General features: G+C 68.9%; 16 protein-coding genes and 1 pseudogene. 10 read left to right on the top strand and 7 right to left on the bottom strand.

Going from position 1 to position 21,875, the window contains the following annotated elements; genetic code table 11:
• Positions 1-640: pseudogene (locus ON23_RS05665) on the bottom strand (hypothetical protein); the annotation flags it as partial.
• Positions 641-849: 209 nt separating this feature from the next.
• Here ON23_RS05665 and icmF point away from each other — a divergent pair.
• Both icmF and ON23_RS05655 read left to right on the top strand, forming a co-directional pair.
• Positions 850-4,119 (top strand): fused isobutyryl-CoA mutase/GTPase IcmF, encoded by a 3,270-nt coding sequence (gene icmF, locus ON23_RS05660; RefSeq protein ID WP_039776796.1) that lies wholly within the window; start codon positions 850-852, stop codon positions 4,117-4,119.
• Positions 4,120-4,447: 328 nt separating this feature from the next.
• Positions 4,448-5,290: an amidohydrolase family protein gene (locus ON23_RS05655; RefSeq protein ID WP_245555911.1), complete on the top strand. Its 843-nt coding sequence runs from the start codon at positions 4,448-4,450 to the stop codon at positions 5,288-5,290.
• A 75-nt stretch (positions 5,291-5,365) separates the two neighbouring features.
• Here ON23_RS05655 and ON23_RS05650 read toward each other — a convergent pair whose 3' ends face one another.
• Complete coding sequence (locus ON23_RS05650) at positions 5,366-5,770, bottom strand: Dabb family protein (protein WP_039776795.1); 405 nt, start codon at positions 5,768-5,770, stop codon at positions 5,366-5,368.
• A 103-nt stretch (positions 5,771-5,873) separates the two neighbouring features.
• Between ON23_RS05650 and ON23_RS05645 the strand changes: the two genes are divergently transcribed.
• Complete coding sequence (locus ON23_RS05645; RefSeq protein ID WP_083903720.1) at positions 5,874-6,503, top strand: TetR/AcrR family transcriptional regulator; 630 nt, start codon at positions 5,874-5,876, stop codon at positions 6,501-6,503.
• A 95-nt stretch (positions 6,504-6,598) separates the two neighbouring features.
• The gene (locus ON23_RS05640; RefSeq protein ID WP_051042072.1) at positions 6,599-8,113 is read left to right on the top strand and encodes a flavin-containing monooxygenase; all 1,515 of its coding nucleotides are present in this window, start codon (positions 6,599-6,601) and stop codon (positions 8,111-8,113) included.
• On the opposite strand, the gene ON23_RS05635 is transcribed toward ON23_RS05640, so the two are convergent.
• Genes ON23_RS05635 through ON23_RS05625 form a run of 3 tightly spaced genes read right to left on the bottom strand, consistent with a single transcriptional unit; the run spans position 8,086 to position 12,519 of the window.
• Positions 8,086-8,859, bottom strand: a complete 774-nt coding sequence (locus ON23_RS05635) for a helical backbone metal receptor (protein ID WP_039776800.1) — start codon at positions 8,857-8,859, stop codon at positions 8,086-8,088. The two genes, ON23_RS05640 and ON23_RS05635, sit on opposite strands and share 28 nt — an antisense overlap.
• A gap of 16 nt (positions 8,860-8,875) precedes the next feature.
• Positions 8,876-9,664, bottom strand: a complete 789-nt coding sequence (locus ON23_RS05630) for an SWIM zinc finger family protein (protein ID WP_039776793.1) — start codon at positions 9,662-9,664, stop codon at positions 8,876-8,878.
• On the bottom strand, positions 9,661-12,519 hold the full coding sequence (locus ON23_RS05625) for a DEAD/DEAH box helicase (protein ID WP_174376463.1): 2,859 nt from the start codon (positions 12,517-12,519) through the stop codon (positions 9,661-9,663). The genes ON23_RS05630 and ON23_RS05625 overlap by 4 nt, the downstream gene beginning before the upstream one ends.
• Before the next feature lie 235 nt (positions 12,520-12,754).
• Here ON23_RS05625 and ON23_RS05620 point away from each other — a divergent pair, with 235 nt between their 5' ends.
• Positions 12,755-13,456 (top strand): HNH endonuclease family protein, encoded by a 702-nt coding sequence (locus tag ON23_RS05620; protein ID WP_039776791.1) that lies wholly within the window; start codon positions 12,755-12,757, stop codon positions 13,454-13,456.
• 52 nt (positions 13,457-13,508) lie between these two features.
• Here ON23_RS05620 and ON23_RS05615 read toward each other — a convergent pair whose 3' ends face one another.
• The gene (locus ON23_RS05615) at positions 13,509-14,177 is read right to left on the bottom strand and encodes a TetR/AcrR family transcriptional regulator (protein ID WP_039776790.1); all 669 of its coding nucleotides are present in this window, start codon (positions 14,175-14,177) and stop codon (positions 13,509-13,511) included.
• Between the two features lie 217 nt (positions 14,178-14,394).
• Between ON23_RS05615 and ON23_RS05610 the strand changes: the two genes are divergently transcribed.
• The 5 genes from ON23_RS05610 to atzF are packed head-to-tail and all read left to right on the top strand — an operon-like array spanning position 14,395 to position 20,939.
• Positions 14,395-15,918 carry an amino acid permease gene (locus ON23_RS05610; RefSeq protein WP_039776789.1) on the top strand — a complete coding sequence of 508 codons (1,524 nt, stop codon included), beginning with the start codon at positions 14,395-14,397 and terminating at the stop codon, positions 15,916-15,918.
• Positions 15,919-15,951: 33 nt separating this feature from the next.
• Complete coding sequence (locus ON23_RS05605) at positions 15,952-16,701, top strand: DUF1989 domain-containing protein (protein WP_039776788.1); 750 nt, start codon at positions 15,952-15,954, stop codon at positions 16,699-16,701.
• Positions 16,698-17,318, top strand: coding sequence for an urea amidolyase associated protein UAAP2 (locus ON23_RS05600; protein WP_039776787.1), 621 nt, complete (start codon positions 16,698-16,700; stop codon positions 17,316-17,318). Before ON23_RS05605 ends, ON23_RS05600 begins: the two co-directional genes overlap by 4 nt.
• Positions 17,315-19,336, top strand: coding sequence for a 5-oxoprolinase/urea amidolyase family protein (locus tag ON23_RS05595; RefSeq protein WP_051042070.1), 2,022 nt, complete (start codon positions 17,315-17,317; stop codon positions 19,334-19,336). The genes ON23_RS05600 and ON23_RS05595 overlap by 4 nt, the downstream gene beginning before the upstream one ends.
• 10 nt (positions 19,337-19,346) lie before the next feature.
• Complete coding sequence (gene atzF / locus ON23_RS05590) at positions 19,347-20,939, top strand: allophanate hydrolase (protein WP_051042068.1); 1,593 nt, start codon at positions 19,347-19,349, stop codon at positions 20,937-20,939.
• Between the two features lie 6 nt (positions 20,940-20,945).
• Here atzF and ON23_RS05585 read toward each other — a convergent pair whose 3' ends face one another.
• The gene (locus ON23_RS05585) at positions 20,946-21,761 is read right to left on the bottom strand and encodes a sulfurtransferase (RefSeq protein WP_039776797.1); all 816 of its coding nucleotides are present in this window, start codon (positions 21,759-21,761) and stop codon (positions 20,946-20,948) included.
• Between the last annotated feature and the right edge of the window lie 114 nt (positions 21,762-21,875).

Below are 21,875 nucleotides of genomic sequence, written 5' to 3'. Positions count from 1 at the left end.
CGGTGAAGTTGTTGAACGGGCCCCCGACGATCTGACTCGTCCACTCGAGCACGAAATTGCCCGCGTCGTCGATGGTTCCGTGCACCGGACCGGTCTTCCCCGGCAATCCGCCCCCCGGCTTGGGCGCGCCCTGATTGAACACCTGGTTGTTCCAGGTGACGCCGAGGCTGCTCAGATCGCCCGACAGCTGTCCCCCGTCGGCGACGATCTGTGGCACCGCGGCACCGGACCCGGTCTGTGGGTCGGTCGGGTTGGTGGCGGTGGCGAAATCGACGCCGTAGAACCGCACCGGCGTGGTCACCCGGCCCGAGCGAGCGTTACCCGCTCCGTCGAAGGCCGCGGCGGGCTGCGGCTGATAGCTGCCGCCGATGAGCCCGCCGTCGGTGCCTGCCGACAGCGGCGTCACCGTCTGATCGCTGCACCGCGAATCGCTGTTCTGCAGGTACGGCCCGCCCGCATCTCCGGTCGGCAGGATCATCCGGAAGAAGCTGCCGGTCACCGCTCCGTCGGCGCAGACCCCGGGCGCCAGCGCGAACAATCCGTCCAACGGCTCGGGTTCGGCGTGCGCGATCGGGGACACAAGCCCCGAGACGCCCACCGCGACGGCCGCGGCGGCGATCCGGGTAAGGGTCGGCCCCATGGTCAATCCTTCTGTTCGTCCGGACGAGGGAGGGTTTCCGCTCCCATCGCAACCACAACAGGGCCGAATGTCGCGGGTTGCGATCAACGGGAATCGAACGGAGCGGACGATCCGGCCGTCGACGGTGGCACAGTGACCCGGATCACCTTAGACTTAGTACTTTGACGTCCTAGTTTTTGCCTTCCAATGGACCTGCCGAAGGGACTCCCATGGCCGACCTGCACGTTCCGGTCCATCCCGTACGTTTCGTCACCTCCGCGGCCCTGTTCGACGGCCACGATGCGGCGATCAACATCATGCGGCGCATCCTGCAGTCGCAGGGGGCCGAGGTGATCCATCTTGGCCACAATCGTGCGGTCCACGAGGTGGTCGACGCGGTGCTGACCGAGGACGTCCAGGGTGTCGCCGTCAGTTCGTATCAGGGCGGGCACGTCGAATACTTCGAGTATCTGGCGAGCGCGCTGCGGGAGGCCGGGGCGGGGCACGTACAGATCTTCGGCGGTGGCGGCGGCGTGATCGTCGCGGAGGAGATCGAACGGCTGGCGGCGGCGGGAGTGCGTATCTTCTCCCCCGAGGACGGCCAGCGCCTGGGCCTGCCCGGCATGATCAACGAACTCGTCCGCGCCTGCGACGTCGATCTGTCGGCCGAACCGGCCGCGATCGAGGCGGTTCTCGCCGGTGAACGATATGCGTTGGCGCGCACCCTGACCTGCCTGCAGGCCGATGCGCTGCCCGCCGCGCATCTGGACGAACTGCGGGCCGCGGCGACCGGCCGGACCGTCCCGGTCCTCGGCATCACCGGCACCGGCGGATCCGGAAAGTCCTCGCTCACAGACGAACTCGTGCGGCGGTTGCGCACCGATCAGCAGGACAAACTGCGGGTGGCGATCCTCGCCGTGGACCCGACCCGGCGCCGCGGCGGCGGTGCGCTGCTGGGTGACCGCATCCGGATGAACTCGCTCGACAGCGAACACGTCTACTTCCGCTCGCTGGCCACCCGCGGCGCGCACGAATTGCCGACCAATATCGACGCGATGATCCTGGCCTGCAAGGCGGCCGGATTCGATCTGGTGATTCTCGAGACGCCGGGTATCGGCCAGGGCGACGCCGCGATCATCGACCACGTGGACATCTCGATGTATGTGATGACGCCGGAGTTCGGCGCCGCCTCGCAGCTCGAGAAGATCGACATGCTCGATTTCGCCGATGTGGTGGCCATCAACAAGTTCGAACGCCGCGGCGCCGAGGACGCGCTGCGCGACGTCTCGCGCCAGCTCGTGCGCAACCGTGAGGCGTTCGGGTCGGCGCCGGAGGATATGCCGGTATTCGGCACCAGCGCGGCGACATTCAACGACGACGGGGTGACCGCGCTCTACCAGCATCTGGCCGGGCTGCTCGGTGCGCGTGGCCTGCCGCTGGAGACCGGCGTGCTGCCCCGGGTCGACACCCGGGCCTCGACTCGCTTCGCGCAGATCATCCCGCCGGGACGAGTGCGATATCTGGCCGAGATCGCCGAGACCGTCCGCGATTACCATGCCGAGACGCGACGGCAGGTGGCGGCGGCGCAGCGGGTGCAGCGCTTCGAACAGGTGCTGGCGGAACTGCCGGCGGGCGCCGCCGAGGATTCGGCGAACACGAATGCCCCTGCGCCGGAGGATATTTCCGCTGCGCGGCGAACGGTGACCGGACTACTCGCGCGCGCGAGCGAGGAGCTCTCCCCGGAATCCGCCGCGCTGCTGCGGGATTGGCCAGCCACCGTGGAGTCCTATCGCGGCGAGGAACAGGTGGTCCGCGTCCGCGACCGCGAAATTCGCACTCCGCTGCGACGAATCACGTTGTCCGACAATTCGATTCCGCGCGTGGCGGTGCCGCGATTCACCGACCACGGTGAGCTGCTGCGCTTCCTGCGGTCGGAGAATCTGCCGGGCCGATTCCCCTTCACGGGCGGCGTGTTCGCGTTCAAGCGCGACAACGAGGATCCGGCCCGCATGTTCGCCGGTGAGGGCGATCCGTTCCGTACGAACCGGCGTTTCAAGGTGCTCTCCGAACATGCCGAGGCCAAACGCCTCTCGACCGCCTTCGACTCGGTGACGCTCTACGGCCACGATCCCGCCCCGCGTCCCGATATCTACGGAAAGGTCGGCACCTCAGGTGTTTCCATCGCCACCGTCGACGATATGAAGGCCCTCTACGACGGCTTCGACCTCAGCGCGCCGAGCACCTCGGTCTCGATGACCATCAACGGTCCGGCGCCGACGATTCTGGCCTTCTTCCTCAACACCGCGATCGATCAAGCGCTGCAACGGTTTCGGGAGGCCAACGGACGCGAGCCCAGCGGCGACGAGGCGGCCGACATCCGTGCCCGCACCCTCGCCACGGTCCGCGGCACCGCGCAGGCCGATATTCTCAAGGAGGATCAGGGGCAGAACACCTGCATCTTCTCCACCGAGTTCAGCCTGCGCATGATGGCCGATATCCAGGAATGGTTCGTCCGCAACGGCGTGCGCAATTTCTACTCGGTGTCGATTTCCGGCTATCACATCGCCGAGGCCGGCGCGAATCCGATCAGTCAGCTGGCGTTCACGCTGGCCAACGGATTCACCTATGTCGAGGCGTATCTGGCGCGCGGCATGGCCATCGACGATTTCGCGCCGAATCTGTCGTTCTTCTTCTCCAACGGCATGGATCCGGAATATTCGGTGATCGGGCGCGTGGCCCGGCGGATCTGGGCGATCACCATGCGCGACAAATACGGCGCCAACGATCGCTCGCAGAAGTTGAAGTACCACATCCAGACCTCCGGGCGTTCGTTGCACGCCCAGGAAATGAACTTCAACGACATCCGCACCACCCTGCAGGCGCTGATCGCCATCTACGACAACTGCAACAGCCTGCACACCAATGCCTACGACGAGGCGGTGACCACCCCCACCGAGGAATCGGTGCGGCGCGCCCTGGCCATCCAGTTGATCATCAACAAGGAATGGGGCCTGGCGATGAACGAGAATCCGCTGCAGGGCAGTTTCGTGATCGATGAGCTGACCGATCTGGTGGAGGAGGCGGTGCTCGCCGAATTCGAGCGGATCAGCGAACGCGGCGGGGTGCTGGGCGCGATGGAGACCGGATATCAGCGCGGGCGTATCCAGGACGAATCGATGCGCTACGAACACCGCAAACACGACGGCACGCTACCCATCATCGGAGTGAACACGTTCCGCAATCCGAACGGCGAAACCCATCAGGTGCTGGAACTGGCCCGCGGCACCGAGGCCGAGAAACAATCGCAGCTGCGGCGCACCGAGGAATTCGTCACCGCGCACCGCGAGCCGGCGCAGGCGGCCCTGGCCCGGCTCGAGGCCGCCGCACGCGGCGACGACAACGTCTTCGACGTGCTGATGGATGCCGCGCGGGTCTGCACTCTGCAGCAGATCACCGACTGTTTCTTCACCGTCGGCGGGCAATACCGCCGCAATGTGTGAGAAGGGTTCGGATGTGGCCCGCCGGTGTGTGCGGGCGTGTGACAATGCCGGAGAGCGGACAGTCGAACGCGACGGAAGGGCGCCATGGACCTCGCCGGTATCAGCGTTGTGGACGCACATATCCATCAATGGGATCCGCTGAACACCCCGCGGGATTTCAGCATGCTGGCGAAGCTGTTCCGGTTCGTGCCGGTGCCGGTCGACAAGGCCGCACGGCTGGCTCCCAAACGGGACCGCGATTTCGTCGGGATTCCCGATGCCTATCTGCGGCCGTATCTGCCCGCGGATTACCGAGAGGATCTGGGCGCGGTGCCGGTGGAGGCGACTGGTGCACATCGAGGTGGAATGGGCAGGGCGGGCGCCGGACGCCAAGGCCGACGAGACGCGCTGGGTGGCCAGCCTGCCCTTCGGGGTGGACACTCCGGCCCTGGGCGCGATCATCGGCAGCGGTGATCCCGCGACCCCCGGATTCGCCGAACTCGTCGACAAGCATCAGTCCGCGTCACCGCTGTTCCGCGGCATTCGCACCATGGTCGCCCACCACCCGGACGCCGGGGTGCGGTCGTTCTGCCGGGCGGACGGCGCCCTGACCGAGTCGGCCTTCCTCGACGGCTTCGCGGTCCTGGCCGAACGCGGGCTGTCGTTCGAGGCGTGGGTCTACTCGCATCAGATCCCGCAGGTCACCGCCCTGGCCCGGCGCTATCCCGAGGTGACGATCGTGCTCAACCATCTCGGCACGCCGGCCGGGATATTCGGCCCGGTCGGCAAGAACACCGGCACCCAACCGGGCCGGCGCCGCGAACTGTTCGTGCAGTGGCGCGACGATATCGCCACACTCGCGACCCATCCCAATGTGATGGCCAAGGTCAGCGGGCTGGCCATGCCGATCCTCGGCCACCCGGTGCCGGTCCGGGGAATTCCGACCCCCGTCTCCGAACTGCTGGACCGCACCGCGCCGCTGCTGCACCACGCCTTCGACGTCTTCGGCGCCCAGCGTCTCATCTGGGGCTCCAATTACCCTGTGGACAAACCGATTACGAGTATCGCCAACGGCGCGCAAGCGGTGATCGACGTGCTGGCCGACCGCGGCGGCAGCGCCGAGGAACTCGACCAGGTCTTCCGCACGAACGCCCAGCGCACCTACGGCATCGACGCGGAATTGCTGGCCTGAACCCGGCGGCACACCACTTGCGTTGTCTCCCGGGACTTTTCACCCGAGCGTGCGCCGCGGCGGGCGGTAGCGGGTTCAGCCGAAGCGCAGTTCGGGGATCGTCGCCATCAGTTCCTTCCACTCCGGGTACATGGCGAGCTTGCGGTCGTTGATGGCCGCGATCTTCGCGCTCAACTCCGGGTCCGGGTCGTCGGACACGTCGGGGCCGATGTGCAGCTTCGCGAAGTGCGGAATGATCTCCGGGTCACCGGCCAGGTGGACCGGGTCGTGCATATACCGCTCCAGCGCCGCCAGATCCTCGATGCCGAAGTAGTAGGCGTGGGTGTAGCCGTCGTCGGGGTCGTTCAGCACGGCCTGGCCGACGGCCGAGAACGACACCGACTCGACCGACGCCGTGCGGCGGATGGCCGCCAGGACCCGTTCCTTGTCCGCCTCGGACGTTTCGGGCCGGAACGCGAAGCGCAGCGTGTGGATGATCATCCGTACCTCCTGATTTGAACTGTCGAGTTCAATCTACTGAACTATCCAGACAGTCCACAAGAGCTGAACGAGGAGTCCATCGGATTGGACGTACGATTTGAGAGTGACGAAGGCACCGGCCACGCGGGGACGCATCGACAAGCGCCAGGCGATCCTGGACGTCGCATTCGACGTCTTCGCCAGGCGCGGTTACGGCCGCGCCTGCGTCCAGGAGATCGCGGACGAGGCGGGGGTCGCCAAACCCACCGTCTACAACCACCTCAGCGACAAGGAGACGCTGTTCCGCAGCTCGGTCGAGGCGGCCGCCGACCAGGTCGGCGCGCAATGTCTCGCCGCGGTGGAGACACTGCGGGCCGTCGACGGCGACCCTGGTCCGGCGCTCACCGCCACCGCGCGCGAACTCGTGCACATCTGCGCCGGACCGCGGTCGCACGCCTTGCGCGCGTTGGCCTATGCCGAGCTGGGCACCTTTCCCGACCTGGTGCTGACCGGGCAGGAACGCACCTCCCTGCGCCTGGCGCAGACCCTGGCCGACCGGTTCGCGCGGCTGGCACTCTCGGGCGTGCTGCGCCGATGCGATCCCGAACTCGCCGCCGAACATTTCCTCGCGCTCCTGACCGGACCGCTCGAGGCTCGTTCCCGGCTCGGCACGCGTGCCGTGGAGCCGGCCGAACTGGACGAGATCGCCGACGCCGCCGCCGATGCTTTCCTGCGGGCCTACGGCCCGGCCTGAGACGGTCCGGCGTTGACATCCCGGCCACCGCGCGGTTAATTGGTGGCAGGTGCGGCCAGTCAGGTGCCCTGGCCGAGGACGGCACGGGAGCAGTCATGGCCATCGACCACGAAGTGATCATCGTCGGCGCCGGATTCTCCGGTATCGGGGTGGCGATCGCCTTGCGGAAGGCCGGTTTCCGGGACTTCCTGATCGTCGACGACGCCGACGGCGTGGGCGGCACCTGGCATTGGAACACCTACCCCGGCATCGCCGTGGACATCCCCTCGTTCAGTTATCAGTATTCGTTCGAGCAGAGTTCGCGGTGGTCGCGCATCTACGCACCCGGCCGCGAACTGAAGGACTACGCCGAACACTGCGTGGACAAATACGGGCTGCGACCGCGCATCCGGTTCAGCACGACGATCACCGCCGCGGAATTCGACGAGGACGCCTCGGTGTGGACGCTGCGCACCGGCGACGGCGAAACCCTGACCGCGCGTTACGTCATCGGCGCGACCGGTGTGCTGACCCGCCCGAAGCTACCGGATATCCCCGGCGTGGAATCGTTTTCGGGTCTCACCATGCACACCTCACGCTGGGACCACGCCCGCGACCTGCGCGGCAAGCGCGTGGCGATCATCGGGACCGGTGCGTCCGCGGTGCAGGTCATTCCCTCCATCGCGCCGGATGTCGCCGAGCTGACGGTCTTCCAGCGCACGCCGATCTGGTGCCTGCCGCGGCCGGACACCACGCTGCCCACACCCGCGCGCTGGGCGCTGCGGTATCTGCCGGGCGGACAGGCGATTTCGCGTTTGGCGAGCCAGGCGTTCGTCGAACTGACCTTCCCGCTGTCGGCGCACTACTATTCGAATCTGCCGCTGGCCAGACTCGGCGAGCGCTCCGGACTGGCCCATCTGCGGCGCCAGGTGCACGATCCGGCGGTCCGGGACAAACTCACCCCGCGGTATGCGCTCGGATGTAAGCGGCCGGGTTTCTCCAACGATTACCTGCCGACCTTCAACCGCGACAACGTGACGCTGGAAACGGATCCGATCGCCGAGATAACCCCCACCGGTGTGCGCACGGCGGCCGGCACCGAATATCCGGCCGATGTGCTGATTCTCGCGACCGGCTTCAAGGTCATGGAATCGGGCAATATGCCGACCTTCGACATGACCGGGGTCGGCGGCCGTGACCTCGAGAAATGGTGGGACGAGAACCGCCTGCAGGCCTACGAGGGCGTCAGCGTGCCGGGCTTTCCCAACTTCTTCTCGATCATCGGACCCTACGGATACAACGGCGCGTCGTATTTCACGCTGATCGAGATGCAGACCTCCCACATCCTGCGGTTGCTACGTCATGCGCGCGGCAAGCGCGCCCATCGCATCGAGGTCACCGCGGCCGCCAACGAGCGATACTTCCGCGAGATGCTGGAACGACGCGGCGGACAGGTCTTCTGGCAGGACAGCTGCGCGATCTCGAACAGCTACTACTTCGACAAACACGGCGATGTGCCGCTGAAACCGATGAGTACCGTCGAAGCGGCCTGGCGCGCAACCCATTTCGACCTGGGCGACTACACCTTCGAACAGATCCCCGCTCAGGTGCCGACCACGCGGGCCAGCTGAGCGGTCAGCCGCCCGCGCGCCTCCACCAGCGACGGACCGTACCAGGTGAGGTCGCGGCCGCTCACCAGGGCGACCGGGATGCCCGCAAACGCCTCCGGACCGTCGGTCGCGGTGAAGACGTACGGTTCGTCCGGCAGCACCGCCAGCCGAACGCCCTGCACCAACTCGGATTCCGTCACCGTGGGATAGCGCTCGGACCCCGTGGCATGAACCAGGTTCAGCCCCAGCCGACCGGCCAGGTCCGCGGTGAAGGTATCGCGGCCGACCACCATCCACGGCTTGCGCCAGATCGGGATCACCGCATCGATCGGCGGGTTCGGCGCGGGGACGGACCAGACCTCACGGGCGCGGGACAGCCAGGACGGCACGGCACCGCCCAGAGCGATGTCGAACAGCCGCGTCATCGAGGTGAAGGCCTCGTCGACGGTGCGAATCCGGGTGACCCACACCGGAATTCCCGCCTCGCGCATCCGCTCGACATCGAGGCGGCGGTTCTCCTCCTGATTGCACACCACCAGATCCGGCGCCAGTTCGGCGATCCGGCGCAGATTCGGGTTCTTCGTGCCCCGGACCCGTTCCACCGCCAGTCCCGGCGGATGGGTGCACCAGTCGGTGGCGGCGAGCAGCAACTCCGGGCGGCTCACCGCGATGGCCTCGGTCAGCGACGGGACCAGCGACACCACCCGGCGCACCGGACGCCGCAGCGCAACCGCGGCATCCAGATCGTCGACGGGATCTTCGGGCACCACGCCAGCATATGGGTCAGCCCGAGCTCTCGAGAGCCCGGTAGAGGGCGCGCAATTCGCGCATACCGGCCTCGGCGACCGATTCGTCCTCACTGGTCATCCGCAGCGCCTGCCGCAAGGGAATCGGATCGAGGTCCTCGATCGCCGCACGGAACTGCGGCGCCGGCAGGTCGGGCAGGACCACGTTCTCGCCGTAGATGTCGTCGGAGACGGTCGGGCCGCTGTCCTCCTGCACCCCGCGAATCAGGGTGTCGAGATCGAGGCCGCGCAGGGTCAGCATGATCGCCGGGGACTCGTCGAGGCGTTCGGCCACGATGTAGCACAGCGCGGCGACGTGTTTACACGGCCAGCCGTCGTCCGGGCAGGTGCAGGAGAAGTCGAGTTCGGCGGCGGTATCGGGCAACAGCAGCGGGCCGAGCTCCTGCGGCAGGGCGCCGGAGGCGAGCTGGGCGAGCATGCCGGGTGTGCCGCGGACCTGCCCGACCAGTTCGTCCAGCCGGTCGTCACGCAACACTCGCAGCGTCAGCACCGAGGTGAACGGCCGCGGTTGACTGCCCTGCACCTCGGCGGCCACCGCGCCGGGTTCGATGTGGTAGTTGACGACCTGTCCGGAGCGGGCGTAGGTGCGCCCCCGGGAGAGCCGGCCGGCGTCGGCGACCTGCTCCACGGCGTCGAGGAAGGCCCGCCCCCACCAGGATCGCGCGAAAGATCCACGGCGGCTGCGAGGTTCGACGCCGCCGCGCACCGGGCGGCGCTTGCCGTAGACGCTGAAATCGGGAACCGGATACTCGGGCGCCGGACTCATTCGCCCACCGCCTCGGCGCCGAGCATGAACAGGTCGCGCAATTCGTCGGTACTCAGTTCGGTGATCCAGTTCTCCCCGGTACCGACGGTGAGATTCGCCAATTCCTGTTTGCCGGTGAGCATATCGTCGATGCGCTCCTCGATGGTGTCGACACAGACCAGTTTGCGCACCTGCACATCGCGGCGCTGACCGATGCGGAAGGCGCGGTCGGTGGCCTGGTTCTCCACCGCCGGATTCCACCAGCGATCCAGGTGCACCACATGATTGGCGGCGGTGAGATTGAGTCCCGTACCACCCGCCTTCAGCGACAACACCATGATCGGCGGTCCGTCGGCCTCGGCGAAGCGCTCCACCATCCCGTCGCGGCGTTTCTTCGCGACGCCGCCATGCAGGAACGGGATCGCGGTGCCGAACCGCTCGCTCAGATACGGGGTGATCAGATCACCGAATTCGCGGAACTGGGTGAACAGCAGTGCCCGTTCCCCCTCGGCCAGGACCGATTCGAGCACATCCTCGACCAGGGCCAGCTTGCCGGAGCGGTGACGGCCCCGCCGCAGCAGCGCCGACCCGTCGCCGAGGAAGTGCGCGGGGTGGTTGCACACCTGTTTGAGCCGGGTGAGCGCGGCCAGGACCGCACCCCGGCGAGCCATGTTCACCGCGCTGGAACCGGTGGCGCGTGAGGCCTTCAGCTGCGCGAGCATATCGTCGACGACCGCCTGGTACAGCGCGGCCTGTTCGACGGTCAGGTTGGCGCGCACCGTCATCTCGAACTTCTCCGGCAGATCCGAGATGACCGACGGATCGGTTTTCACCCGGCGCAAGACGAACGGCGCGGTGACGGCGCGCAGGCGGCTGACCGCGTTCTCGTCGTGTTCGCGTTCGATCGGCACCGCGAAGCGCGCGTGAAATTCCGACGGCTTGCCCAGCACGTTCGGCGCCGCGAAATCCAGAATCGACCGCAGTTCCTCGAGCCTGTTCTCCACCGGAGTTCCGGTCAGCGCCAGCCGATGCCGGGCCGGGATCGCGCGGGCGGCGCGGGCCTGGCGGGTGGCGGCGTTCTTGATGTGCTGGGCCTCGTCGAGGACGACGCGCTCCCAGGGCTGGCGCTTCAACTCCTCCACATCGCGCGCCAGCAGCGCATAGGTGGTCAGCACCAGATCGGAATCGGCCACGGCCGCATCGAATTCCGCGCCGGAGCGGCGCGACGAACCGTGATGGACCAGCACTCGCAATCCCGGGGCGAAGCGCTCGGTTTCGCGCTGCCAGTTGCCGACCACCGACATCGGGCAGACCAGCAGCGTCGGCCCCGGAACGGAATCCGTTGCGGCACTTTCATTCTCGTGCAGCAACAAGGCGAGCACCTGTACCGTCTTGCCGAGGCCCATATCGTCGGCGAGGATGGCGCCGCAGCCGAGACGGTTCATCGTCGCGAGCCACGACAGTCCGCGCAGCTGGTAGGGACGCAGCTGCGCCTTCAGGCCGGCGGGCGGATCGACCGGGTCGCCGGAGCGGACACCGTCGAACAGTTCCTCGACCCAGCCGGTCGCGGTCACTTCCTCGATCGGAACCTGACGCACCTGGGTGGCCGCGATCTCGCCGAGCAGCTGCGTCAGCGTCGCCGGGCGTTCGTCGACCTTGCCCTCCAGATAGGCGGCCGCCGCGGCCAGGCTGCGCTGATCGGCCTGCACCCAGTGACCGCGCAACCGCACCAGATCCGATTTGGCCTGGATCAGCCGGCCCATCTCCGCCGGTGTGAGGACCGTATCCCCCAGGGCCAGTTCCCAGCGATAGGAGACCAATCCACTGAGTCCGACCGCGGTTTCGGTGGCGGCCGGAGACTGTACCCGCAACCGCATACTCGGCGAGACGATGCGCCACGCCCGCGGCAGCATCAGATGCACTCCCGCCGAACGCAATTCGTGCGCACCGTGGGCGACCAGCTCCTGCACGACCGGCGTCGGGAGCAGGAAATCCATCCCGTACGGGTCGCGCGGCACCTGCTGCAGCCGCGGATAGGCCTGGACCGCGGCGGCCACCTTCTCCCCGGCGAGCCGGATCAGTGCCGGATCGCCCTGGATCGGAACGGGTTGCGGCGCTTCACCTTCCGACCGGAGGCAGACCTCCAGCCGCCACAGGGCGTCGACCGCCTGCGGATCGTCGTCGGGATCGTCGTCCGGTTCGAGCAGGCGCAGGACCAGTTCCGGCTCGCCGACGGTGAGACTCGCGCGCCACTCGTCGAGCACGGAGGCCACACGATGCGATCCCGATTCCAGCGGGACCTCCGCGACCAGCGCGGCCGTCAGCGGATGCGACGGTTCCCGGACGCTCAGCTCGAGCCGGACGAGCGGGTCGGCGAGTTCGGTGACGAAGTCCTCGAGGATCGAGGCCGCGGACCGGGCATCCGGCACCCGCAGCGCGGGCGGCATCGCGGCCGCCAGTTCGGCCAGCCAGGCTCGCTGCCGCTGCCCGCCCACCAGCCGCCACCGCACCCACCACTCGCCGTCGGCGCGGTGCAGTTCGGGCACGATCCGCCCGGCTCGCACCCATCGCCGCAGTCCGCGGGCCACATGGGCGAGAAAACGCAGATCCGCCGCCACCGCCGTCTCCGGCAGGGCCTGGGTGAGTACCCGGGCGGCCACCTCCGGCGCCAAGGCGTGCCCGCGCACCTCGGCCACTTCCGGTCCGGCTCCCCCGGGCACCAGCACCCGCACCCGATGCCGGAAGCGCGCCGACCGCGCGATCGCGCCCAGCGGGTCGGGCAACTCGCCGAATGCCTCCTCCTCCGGCCGTGCCGCCGACTCGGGCAGGCGCCACAGCACCAACCCGGACCCCGGCGACCACAAACCGTGCAGCATGTCCTCCATCCAATCAGCTCGCACCGACACGCCAGGTCGTGGCCGGTGGGGGGCGCGACCGCGCGCGGGTCCACACAGCGGCAGGCGGATGCGCGTGCACCCGGTGTCGTCGTGGCCGACGCGACGGAGGCGGCGCACGGCTGCGGTGTCATCCGATCCGGGCGTATCGCACGAACGCACCCCGTGCAGGTCCTTCGGCACCGAAGTTGTCGGGCGCGGCAGGTAGATCTGGGGTATGCGGTGGGGACGGCGGGCGGGGTGGGCAGCGGTGGTGGTCGTCGTCATGGCGATGACGGCATGCGGGATCGTCGGCGGGCCCGACCCCGCGCCGGGGAGTCCGAGCCGGGCTCGGATCGAGCAGTTGCTGGGCGCGGTGGCCGTGGTGGCGCGGCGGCCGCATCCGGGCGGGTACGACCGGGACTGCGGGGCGGGGCACGGATGTGTGTTCGGGCCGGCGTGGTCGGACGATCAGGACGGACCGGGCGGGCACGACGGATGCGATTCCCGCAACGGCGTGCTGGCCCGGCAGTTGCGCGAGGTGAGATTCCGGCCGGGTACGCGTGACTGCGTGGTGCTCGCGGGCACACTGCGAGATCCGTACACCGGCCGCTCGATCATCTTCGACAAGGCGCGGGCCCGGGACGTGCAGATCGACCACGTCTACCCACTGGCCGCCGCCTGGGATATGGGTGCGGCGGCCTGGTCGCCCGAACAGCGGGTGCGCTTCGCCAACGACATCGAATTCAACCTGCTGGCCGTCGACGGTCCGGCCAATATGGACAAGGGCGATCGCACTCCCGCGGACTGGCTTCCACCCGCCGGGGCCTATCACTGCTTCTACGCCGGAAAGTACCTCACCACGGCGGCGCAATACCGCTTGCCCATCACCGCAGCCGACCACGCCGCGCTCGCCCGCATCGCCCGGCAATGCCCCTGATGCCACGACCGGCTCGGCCGCTCCTCGCGAACCGTTTGCCGAACCGGTCGAATCATTCGCCCGCATCCAGTCGCCGGAGCAGCCGCTGGGCGGCGGCACGCAGCGCCGCCGGGTCGTCGGTGACGCCGAGCAGGCGCAGCGCGGCGTCGGGGATGGTGGTTTCCGCGTAATCGGGTGCGGTGCCCTCGTCGGAGCGGATGTTGATGACCGTCTCCACCATTCGGAAAGGCAGGACATGCGCGCCGGGGACGCCGGTGGGCGCGGCCTCGATCGCCGCGGCGGCGAGTTCCTCGTAGTGGCGGCGCAACCGGGCGCGGCGGCTGCGGAAGTCGGCGAATCGGTCGCTGCGCAGTTCGGGCAGAAGATACAGGGCGCCGAGATTCCATTTGGCGGCGCACAGCTGGCGCACGTCGGCACGGGCCAGGGCGTACAGCCGGACCGCCGCCGGCTCGGTTTCGGCGCGCAACCGCTCGGCCAATTCCAGTGCGCCGGTGATGGTTTCGGCGAGCAGCGCGTCCAGGATGTCGTCCTTGGCGGCGAAGTGATGGTAGAGCGAGGCCTGCCGGATACCCACCGCATCGGCGATACCGCGGGTGGATGTGCTGCCGTAGCCGTTGGCCGTGAACAATTCCGCTGCGGCGTCGAGGATCTCGGCGCGCGGCGTCCGCCCGCGACGGCTGCGCTGATCGACGCGAGGACGGCCCGGACCCAGGTGTGTCACCGCCTCATCCTGCCACCGTCCCCGCGTCGCGGATCGCCACCGTGGCGCACACCGCGTCCCACCTGCGGTTGTGAAATATCTGTCACTCGACAGAAATACCGGCAACGCAGACGTTACGCGGGTTACCGCAAGCGATACACAGCCGTCACCGAAAGCGCGATCCGGCCCGCAAAACTGTCACCTGATAGATATTGGCCGCCACGCCGAAGGACAGCCCATGGCCATCGCACTCGATCCACCCTCCCAATCCCCGACCGGTGACAGCGCCGATCTCGAACGCTTCGGATATCAGCCGGTGCTGCATCGCAAACTCGGCCGCTACGCCTCGTTCGCCGCGGGATTCTCCTTCGTCTCGATCCTCACCACCATCTTCCAATTCTTCGGATTCGGTTACGGATTCGGCGGCGGCGCGTTCTTCTGGACCTGGCCGATCGTGTTCGCCGGCCAGTTCCTCGTCGCGCTGAATTTCGCCGAACTCGCCGCGCGCTATCCCATTTCGGGCTGCATCTACCAGTGGTCGCGGCGGCTCGCGGGTGAGGTGGTGGGCTGGTTCGCCGGCTGGATGATGATCATCGCGCAGATCGTCACGGCCGCCGCGGCCGCCATCGCGCTGCAAGTCGTGCTGCCCTCGATCTGGAGCGGCTTCCAGCTGATCGGCACCGACACCGCGCTCACCTCCACCGACGGCGCGGCGAACGCCGTCCTGCTGGGCAGCGTGCTGCTGGTGATCACCACGGTGATCAATGTGATCGGCATCGACCTGATGGCCCGGATCAATTCGATCGGCGTCACCGTCGAGATCGTGGGCGTGCTCGCCGTCATCGCCCTGTTCTTCACCCATACCGAACGCGGCGCCGATGTGGTGCTGCAGACCGACCAGGCGGCGCCCGGCCCGTACTGGGCGGCGTTCCTGGTCTCCGGGTTGATGGCCGCCTATGTGATGGTCGGATTCGATTCCGCCGGAGAGCTTTCCGAGGAGACGAAGAATCCGCGCCGGGTCGCGCCCCGCACCATCCTGCTGGCGCTCGCCGCCTCCGCCCTCGGCGGCGGCCTGCTTCTGCTGGGCGCGTTGATGGCCGCACCAAGCATCACCGACGGCCACCTGGCCACCGACGGACTGGCCTACGTGATCACCGCCAAACTCGACAGTCCGGCCGGCACCGTACTGCTGTGCTGTGTCGCGGTCGCGATCACGGTGTGCACCTTGGCCATTCAGACCGCGGGTTCCCGGCTGATCTTCTCGATGGCCCGCGACGGGCGCCTGCCGTTCGCATCCAAGCTGGCCGCCGTGCATCCGCGCTTCGGCACCCCGATCCTGCCCGCGGTGATCATCGGCGTGCTCGCCGTGGCGCTGCTGGTGGTGAACCTCGGCAACGCCGCGCTGTTCGCGACGCTGGCCAGCGTCTGCATCGTGACGCTGTACGTGGCGTATCTGCTGGTCACCGTCCCGCTGCTGGTCCGGCGGCTGCGTGGGCTGCCTCCCGCCGAACCCGGCCTGTTCTCGCTGGGCCGCTACGGCATCGCGGTGAACGTCGCGGCGGTGGTGTGGGGCATCGCGATGGCGGTGAATCTGGCCTGGCCGCGCGCGGAGGTGTACACGCCTGCCGGCGGCGGCTGGTGGATGCTCTGGGCCGCGCCGCTGTTCCTGCTCCTGACCGTCACGGTGGGCGCGGTGGTGCACCGCATCGTCACCCCCCGCGCCGCGGCCGCCGAAGCCCGGCCCGCACCGCAACCCGCCTGAGCGACATTCCATCCGACTCTGCGAGGAGACATCATGTCCGCAACCGCCTCCACCGTCGGCGCCCGCGACCACGCGCGAGCGCAAGCCGCGGTCGCCACGGTCGCCGGTCCCGATCTGCCCGAGGGCGTCGATCCCGCGAAAGTGACCTTCGCCCACCGTGTTCCGGGCAACGGTTACACCACCGCGGTACTCGCCCGCGGCACCCGGCTCCGGCTGGCCGATCCGGACGGCGCGGCCGGCGCCCACCTGCTGCTCCTGCGGGCCGAGGCGCCGTGGGAACGGTTGAACGTCGCCGACACCATCAAGGTGCCGTGGCAGGCCTATCCGGGTCCGGGGCATCCGCTGCTCTCGGATCAGGGACGCGTGCTCGCCACGATCGTCGCCGATACGTCCGGCCACCACGACACGCTGTGCGGACCGACACCGCGGGTACGACAGGCACTGCGGGTCGCGGGCGCGAAACACGGTCTCACACCGCGCGATATCGGCCCATCGGTCGCCCTGTTCCGCGGGGTGCGCGTCGGCGCGGACGGTGCTCTCACCGCCACCGGCAGCGCCGGTCCGGGCCGCTCGGTCGAACTGCTGATCCACCTGCCGCTGACCGTTCTCATCGCCAACGGCAGCCATCCACTCGACGACCGGCCCGCCACCGCGCTGGACGTCGTCGCCTGGCGCGGCGCCGCGGAACCGAACGACGCCGACACCGAGCCGGAATATCGCCGGGCCGTGGAGAACACCGAACAGGCCTGGCTGGCCGCACACGATCCGGAGGCGATCGCATGACCACCGTTACCGAACGCACCGTCGTCCTGGACGAGACCGTAGCCGCCTGCGCACCATGGTCGACCGTGGTCCGGGCGGGTCAGCAGTGGCAGATCATCGACCTGTACGGCAACCAGGCGGTGGACTGCCTGCTCTATTCGGCCGCCGATCACACCGACCGCTACAGTGCCCAGGCGACCGTCGCCGCGCAGCGCAATATCTTCCTGACCACCGGCAGCGTGCTCCGAACCGAATCGGGGACGGCACTGATGACCGTGGTCGCCGACGAGGTCGGCAACCACGACACCATCGCCGGCGCGTGCTCACAGGAATCCAACACGCTGCGCTACGGCCACCACACCCGCCATCAGCACGCCTGCGTGGAGAACTTCCTCACCGAGGCGTTGCGCTGGGGGCTCGGCAAACGCGATCTGGTCTCGAACATCAACTGGTTCATGAACGTTCCGGTCGAGGCCGACGGCACCCTCGGCATCGTCGACGGGCTCTCCGCACCGGGTAAGTCGGTGACGCTGCGCGCCGAGATCGACACACTGGTCCTGATCTCCAACTGCCCGCAGATCAACAACCCGTGCAACGGATTCGATCCGACGCCGGTACGGATGGTGGTGACGCAATGACGACTGCAGCCGAAATCGGCACCGGCACAGCGACTCTGGAATCCGACTCGGCCGACATCGAGGTGCTGCGGCCGGGAATGCAGACCACCGTGCAGGATTGGCCGGGCCGCGTCGGCTACTGGCACGTCGGCGTCCCACCGTCGGGACCGATGGACGATCTGTCGTTCCGGCTCGGCAATCGAGCGCTGGGCAACGACGAGGGCGCGGCCGGCCTCGAATGCACCCTCGCCGGGCCCGCGCTGCGATTCCGCACCGCGACCCGGGTGTGCGTGACCGGTGCGCCCGCGACGGTGACCGTCGACGGCGAGCGCATACGTCAGTGGCGCACCGTCGAGGTTCCGGCGGGCGGCACGCTGGATGTCGGTGCCGTGCTGGGACCGGGAATGCGGACCTACGTCCTGTTCGAGGGCGGCCTCGACCTGCCCGAATACCTCGGCAGCACAGCGACTTTCACGCTCGGCCGGTTCGGCGGTGGCACCGGCGCCGCCCTTCGCGCCGGCGATCGGTTACCCCTGGGCGAGCCGACCGGCACCGTCGGGTCCGGGGTGCCGATGGCCGAGCAGCCGGTGCTGACGCGCCGATGGGAACTCGCGGTCACCGAGGGCCCGCACGGCGCGCCGGAATTCTTCACTCGCGCCGATATCGACACCATTCTCGGCACCGACTACGAGGTGCATTTCAACTCCGATCGGACCGGGGTGCGGCTGATCGGGCCGAAACCGCACTGGGCGCGCAGCGACGGCGGCGAGGCCGGACTGCACCCCTCGAACATCCACGACACCGCCTACTCGATCGGCGCCCTGGACTTCACCGGTGATACGCCGATCCTGCTGGGTCCGGACGGACCCAGCCTCGGCGGATTCGTCTGTCCCGTCACGGTCGTCGCCGCGGAGCGCTGGAAGCTCGGGCAGCTCTGCCCCGGTGACACCGTGCGCTTCGTCCCGGTACGCGCCGACCGCGCCGCCTCGATCCGCGCCCTGGGCCCGGCCCGGCGAGCCGACTGGCCGATCGTGCTGTCCGACGGCGGTGACGGCGACGACGGCATCCTGGCCCGCGCCGACGCCGACGACACCACCACCGTCACCTATCGCCGCGCCGGCGACGACGGGATCCTCGTCGAATACGGTGATATGACGCTGGATCTCGCATTGCGCGCCCGCGTCCACGCCCTGCACCGGCATCTGCTCGAATACGCCGAGCCGGCGATCACCGAGCTGACACCCGGAATCCGTTCGCTGCAGGTACGTTTCGATCCGGACCGGCTGGCCACGCCGAAACTGTTGCGCCTGCTGCGCGAGGCCGAATCCGCTCTGCCCGCGGTCACGGAACTGGTGGTGCCGAGCCGCACCGTGCACCTGCCGCTGTCCTGGGACGATCCGGCCACCCGCGAGGCCATCACCCGTTATATGCACGGCGTGCGGGCGGATGCGCCGTGGTGCCCCTGGAATATCGAGTTCATTCGCCGGATGAACGGATTATCCACGGTGGCAGACGTTTTCGACACCGTCTTCGCCGCCGAGTACCTCGTGCTCGGCCTCGGCGACGTGTACCTCGGCGCACCGGTCGCGACCCCGACCGATCCGCGCCACCGCCTGGTCACCACCAAATACAATCCGGCCCGCACCTGGACGCCGGAGAACGCGGTCGGCATCGGCGGCGCCTATCTGTGCATCTACGGCATGGAGGGACCGGGCGGATATCAATTCGTCGGGCGTACCACACAGGTGTGGGATCACAGCTCCACCGGCGACGCCGAGGATCCCTGGCTGCTGCGGTATTTCGATCGCATCCGCTGGTATCCGGTGTCGGCGGAGGAGCTGCTGGACCTGCGGGCCGACTTCGCTCGCGGCCGCGGCGCACTGCGCGCGGAGGAGGGCGAATTCCGGCTCGCCGCCTATCGCGATTTCCTGTCCGCCAACGCCGAATCCATCGCCGACTTCCGCGCCGTGCAGGCGGAAGCGTTTGCCGCCGAGCGTGATTCGTGGCAGGCAGCCGGCGAGTTGCACGAACGAGGGTGAGGAGTCCGAATTGAGCATCTGGATTCATCGATCCGACGACCCGGGTCCGCACGGCACCGGCCCGCTCGCGGGTCTGCGGGTGGCCGTCAAGGACAACGTCGACGTCGCGGGCCTGCCGACGACCGCCGGCTGCCCGGACTACGCCTACCTGCCCGACCGCGATGCGCCCGCGGTCGCGGCCCTGCGCGCCGCGGGTGCGGTCGTGGTCGGCAAGACCAATATGGATCAGTTCGCGACCGGTCTGGTCGGCACCCGCTCGCCCTACGGGGCCGTCCCGGACTCGCGGCGTCCCGCATTCATCTCGGGCGGTTCGAGTTCCGGTTCGGCGGTGGCCGTCGCGACCGGTGCGGCCGATATCGCGATCGGCACCGATACCGCCGGGTCGGGGCGTGTTCCGGCGGCGCTGCAGGGCATCGTCGGCATCAAACCGACCGTGGGCGTCGTCTCCACCGAGGGGGTGGTCCCGGCCTGCCGTTCCTACGACTGCGTGACGATCTTCGCCGCCGACCCGGCGCGGGCCGATCAGGCGATGGGGGTGATGGCCGCCGGTGCGCCCGGCCGCGCCTGGCCCGCCGATACCCGGCTGGCGGCGCCGCCGCGCCCGACCGTGGCGATCTTCGCCGACCTGCCGGAACTGGATCCGGTGTGGCGGGCGGCGTTCGACCGGACCGTCACCGCGCTCCGGCAGCGCGGGGCGACCATCGTGGAGATCGACCCGGCGCCGTTCCTGGCCGCGGCCCGGCTGCTCTACGGTGGGGCGCTGGTGGCCGAAAGGTACGCCGCGGTAGGGGAATTCATCGAGACGCATCCGGATGCGGTCGATCCGACCGTCGCGAGCATCATCCGCGCCGCGCGCGAGATTCCGGCGCGTCGGCTGGTCACCGACCGCGCCGAACTCGAGCGCTTGCGCGCGCTCGCGATGGACAGCCTGGGCGACGCCGACGCCCTGCTCGCGCCGACCACCCCGATGCATCCCACCATCGCACAGGTCGAGGCCGATCCGATCGGGATCAACTCCCGCATGGGCACCTACACCAATTTCTGCAATCTGTTCGATCTGTGCGCCGTGGCCGTGCCCGCCGGAATGGCGGGCGAATCCTGTTTCGGCATCACGGTTTTCGCGCGGCCGTTCGAGGACGCGGTGGCGTTGGACATCGCCGTCTCGATCACCGGCGACGCGGAGATCACGCGGCCGTGGCCGCTGTCGGTGGCGCCGGTGTGCGAGCTGATCGTGTTCGGGGCGCATCTGCGCGGCCAGCCGTTGGAACACCAGTTGCATGCGCTCGGCGCGCGCTGGGCCGGGCCGGTCCGCACGGCCGCGGCTTATCGTCTCGCCGCCCTGGACACCACGCCACCGAAACCGGCGGTGACCCGCTGCGAGGGTGGTGTGTCGGTCGCGGGTGAACGCTGGTTGCTCGCCCCTGCCGCCCTCGGCCGCTTCCTCGCGGCACTGCCGGCGCCGATGCAGCTGGGGGCTGTCGAACTCGCCGACGGTACCTGGCACACCGCATTCGGATGTGACGGGAGCGCCGCCGCCGACGGGAAGGACATCAGCGAATACGGTGACTGGCGCGCCGCCCTCGCGGCCGGGGCCGTGGGCTGATTCGCGTCAATCCAGCGCTGTGGCGACCGGGCGCTCCGGATCCGACGACCACTGCGACCACGAACCCGGATACAGCGCCGCCGACACTCCCACGACCGACAGGGCCGCGATCTGGTGGGCGGCGGTCACTCCGGAACCGCAGTAGACCGCCACCGGGCCGGAGCCGAGATCGGAGAACCGCGCCCGCAGCTGGTCCGGGGTCTTGAAAGTGCCCTCGGGCGTGAGGTTTTCCGCGGTCGGCACGCTCACGGCGCCGGGGATGTGTCCGGCGCGCGGGTCGATCGGCTCGACCTGCCCGCGATAGCGTTCCCCGGCTCGCGCGTCCAGCAGCGCGCCCCGCCAGTCCGCGACCTCGTCGGCTTCCACCACCGGCATATTGCCGGGCGTGAGCACCACGTCGCCGGGCTTCGGATCGGGTTCGGCGCCGACGGCCAGATCGCCGCCGGCGCGCTCCCACGCGGGCAGGCCGCCGTCGAGGATGCGCACGTCGCGCACGCCCGCCCAGCGCAGCAGCCACCACGCCCGCGCCGCGGCCATGCCGCCGGTGGCGTCGTAGACGACCGTCGGCTCACCGGTGCGCAGACCCCAGCTGCGGGCGCATTTCTGCAGGTGGGCGAGGCTCGGCAACGGGTGGCGGCCGTGCGCCGGGGACGGCGGCGCGGCCAGCTCGGTCTCCAGATCGACGAAGATCGCGCCCGGAATGTGGCCGGCGAGATAGTGCTGGGGCCCGTCGGGATCGCCCAGCGCCCATCGCACATCCAGCAGATGCACCCGGCTCCCGCTGTCCGCCAGCGATTTCCGGAGTTCTTCGGGGGAGATCAGTACCGCGGTCAAGCCCGGCTCCTCAGTCAACAGATGTACCCGTGACGCGAACAGGTGTCAGCCTACGACACGGGCGCGTCCCGGCGGGTCAGCATCCACCGCACGACCAGGCCC

Source organism: Nocardia cerradoensis NBRC 101014 (assembly GCF_000308535.1).
Classification (GTDB): Bacteria; Actinomycetota; Actinomycetes; order Mycobacteriales; family Mycobacteriaceae; genus Nocardia; species Nocardia cerradoensis.
The sequence above is the reverse complement of the archived record's forward strand: the minus strand, read 5'-3'. Positions and strand labels throughout refer to the sequence as shown.

What these genes read in the sequence shown, in the direction of transcription:
- icmF (WP_039776796.1), top strand. Translation starts at nt 850, where the DNA reads ATGGCCGACCTGCACGTTCCGGTCCATCCCGTACGTTTCGTCACCTCC.
- ON23_RS05625 (WP_174376463.1), bottom strand. Translation starts at nt 12,519, where the DNA reads ATGCTGCACGGTTTGTGGTCGCCGGGGTCCGGGTTGGTGCTGTGGCGC.
- ON23_RS05605 (WP_039776788.1), top strand. Translation starts at nt 15,952, where the DNA reads ATGTCCGCAACCGCCTCCACCGTCGGCGCCCGCGACCACGCGCGAGCG.
- ON23_RS05630 (WP_039776793.1), bottom strand. Translation starts at nt 9,664, where the DNA reads ATGAGTCCGGCGCCCGAGTATCCGGTTCCCGATTTCAGCGTCTACGGC.
- ON23_RS05595 (WP_051042070.1), top strand. Translation starts at nt 17,315, where the DNA reads ATGACGACTGCAGCCGAAATCGGCACCGGCACAGCGACTCTGGAATCC.
- ON23_RS05610 (WP_039776789.1), top strand. Translation starts at nt 14,395, where the DNA reads ATGGCCATCGCACTCGATCCACCCTCCCAATCCCCGACCGGTGACAGC.
- ON23_RS05640 (WP_051042072.1), top strand. Translation starts at nt 6,599, where the DNA reads ATGGCCATCGACCACGAAGTGATCATCGTCGGCGCCGGATTCTCCGGT.
- ON23_RS05600 (WP_039776787.1), top strand. Translation starts at nt 16,698, where the DNA reads ATGACCACCGTTACCGAACGCACCGTCGTCCTGGACGAGACCGTAGCC.
- ON23_RS05620 (WP_039776791.1), top strand. Translation starts at nt 12,755, where the DNA reads ATGCGGTGGGGACGGCGGGCGGGGTGGGCAGCGGTGGTGGTCGTCGTC.
- ON23_RS05650 (WP_039776795.1), bottom strand. Translation starts at nt 5,770, where the DNA reads ATGATCATCCACACGCTGCGCTTCGCGTTCCGGCCCGAAACGTCCGAG.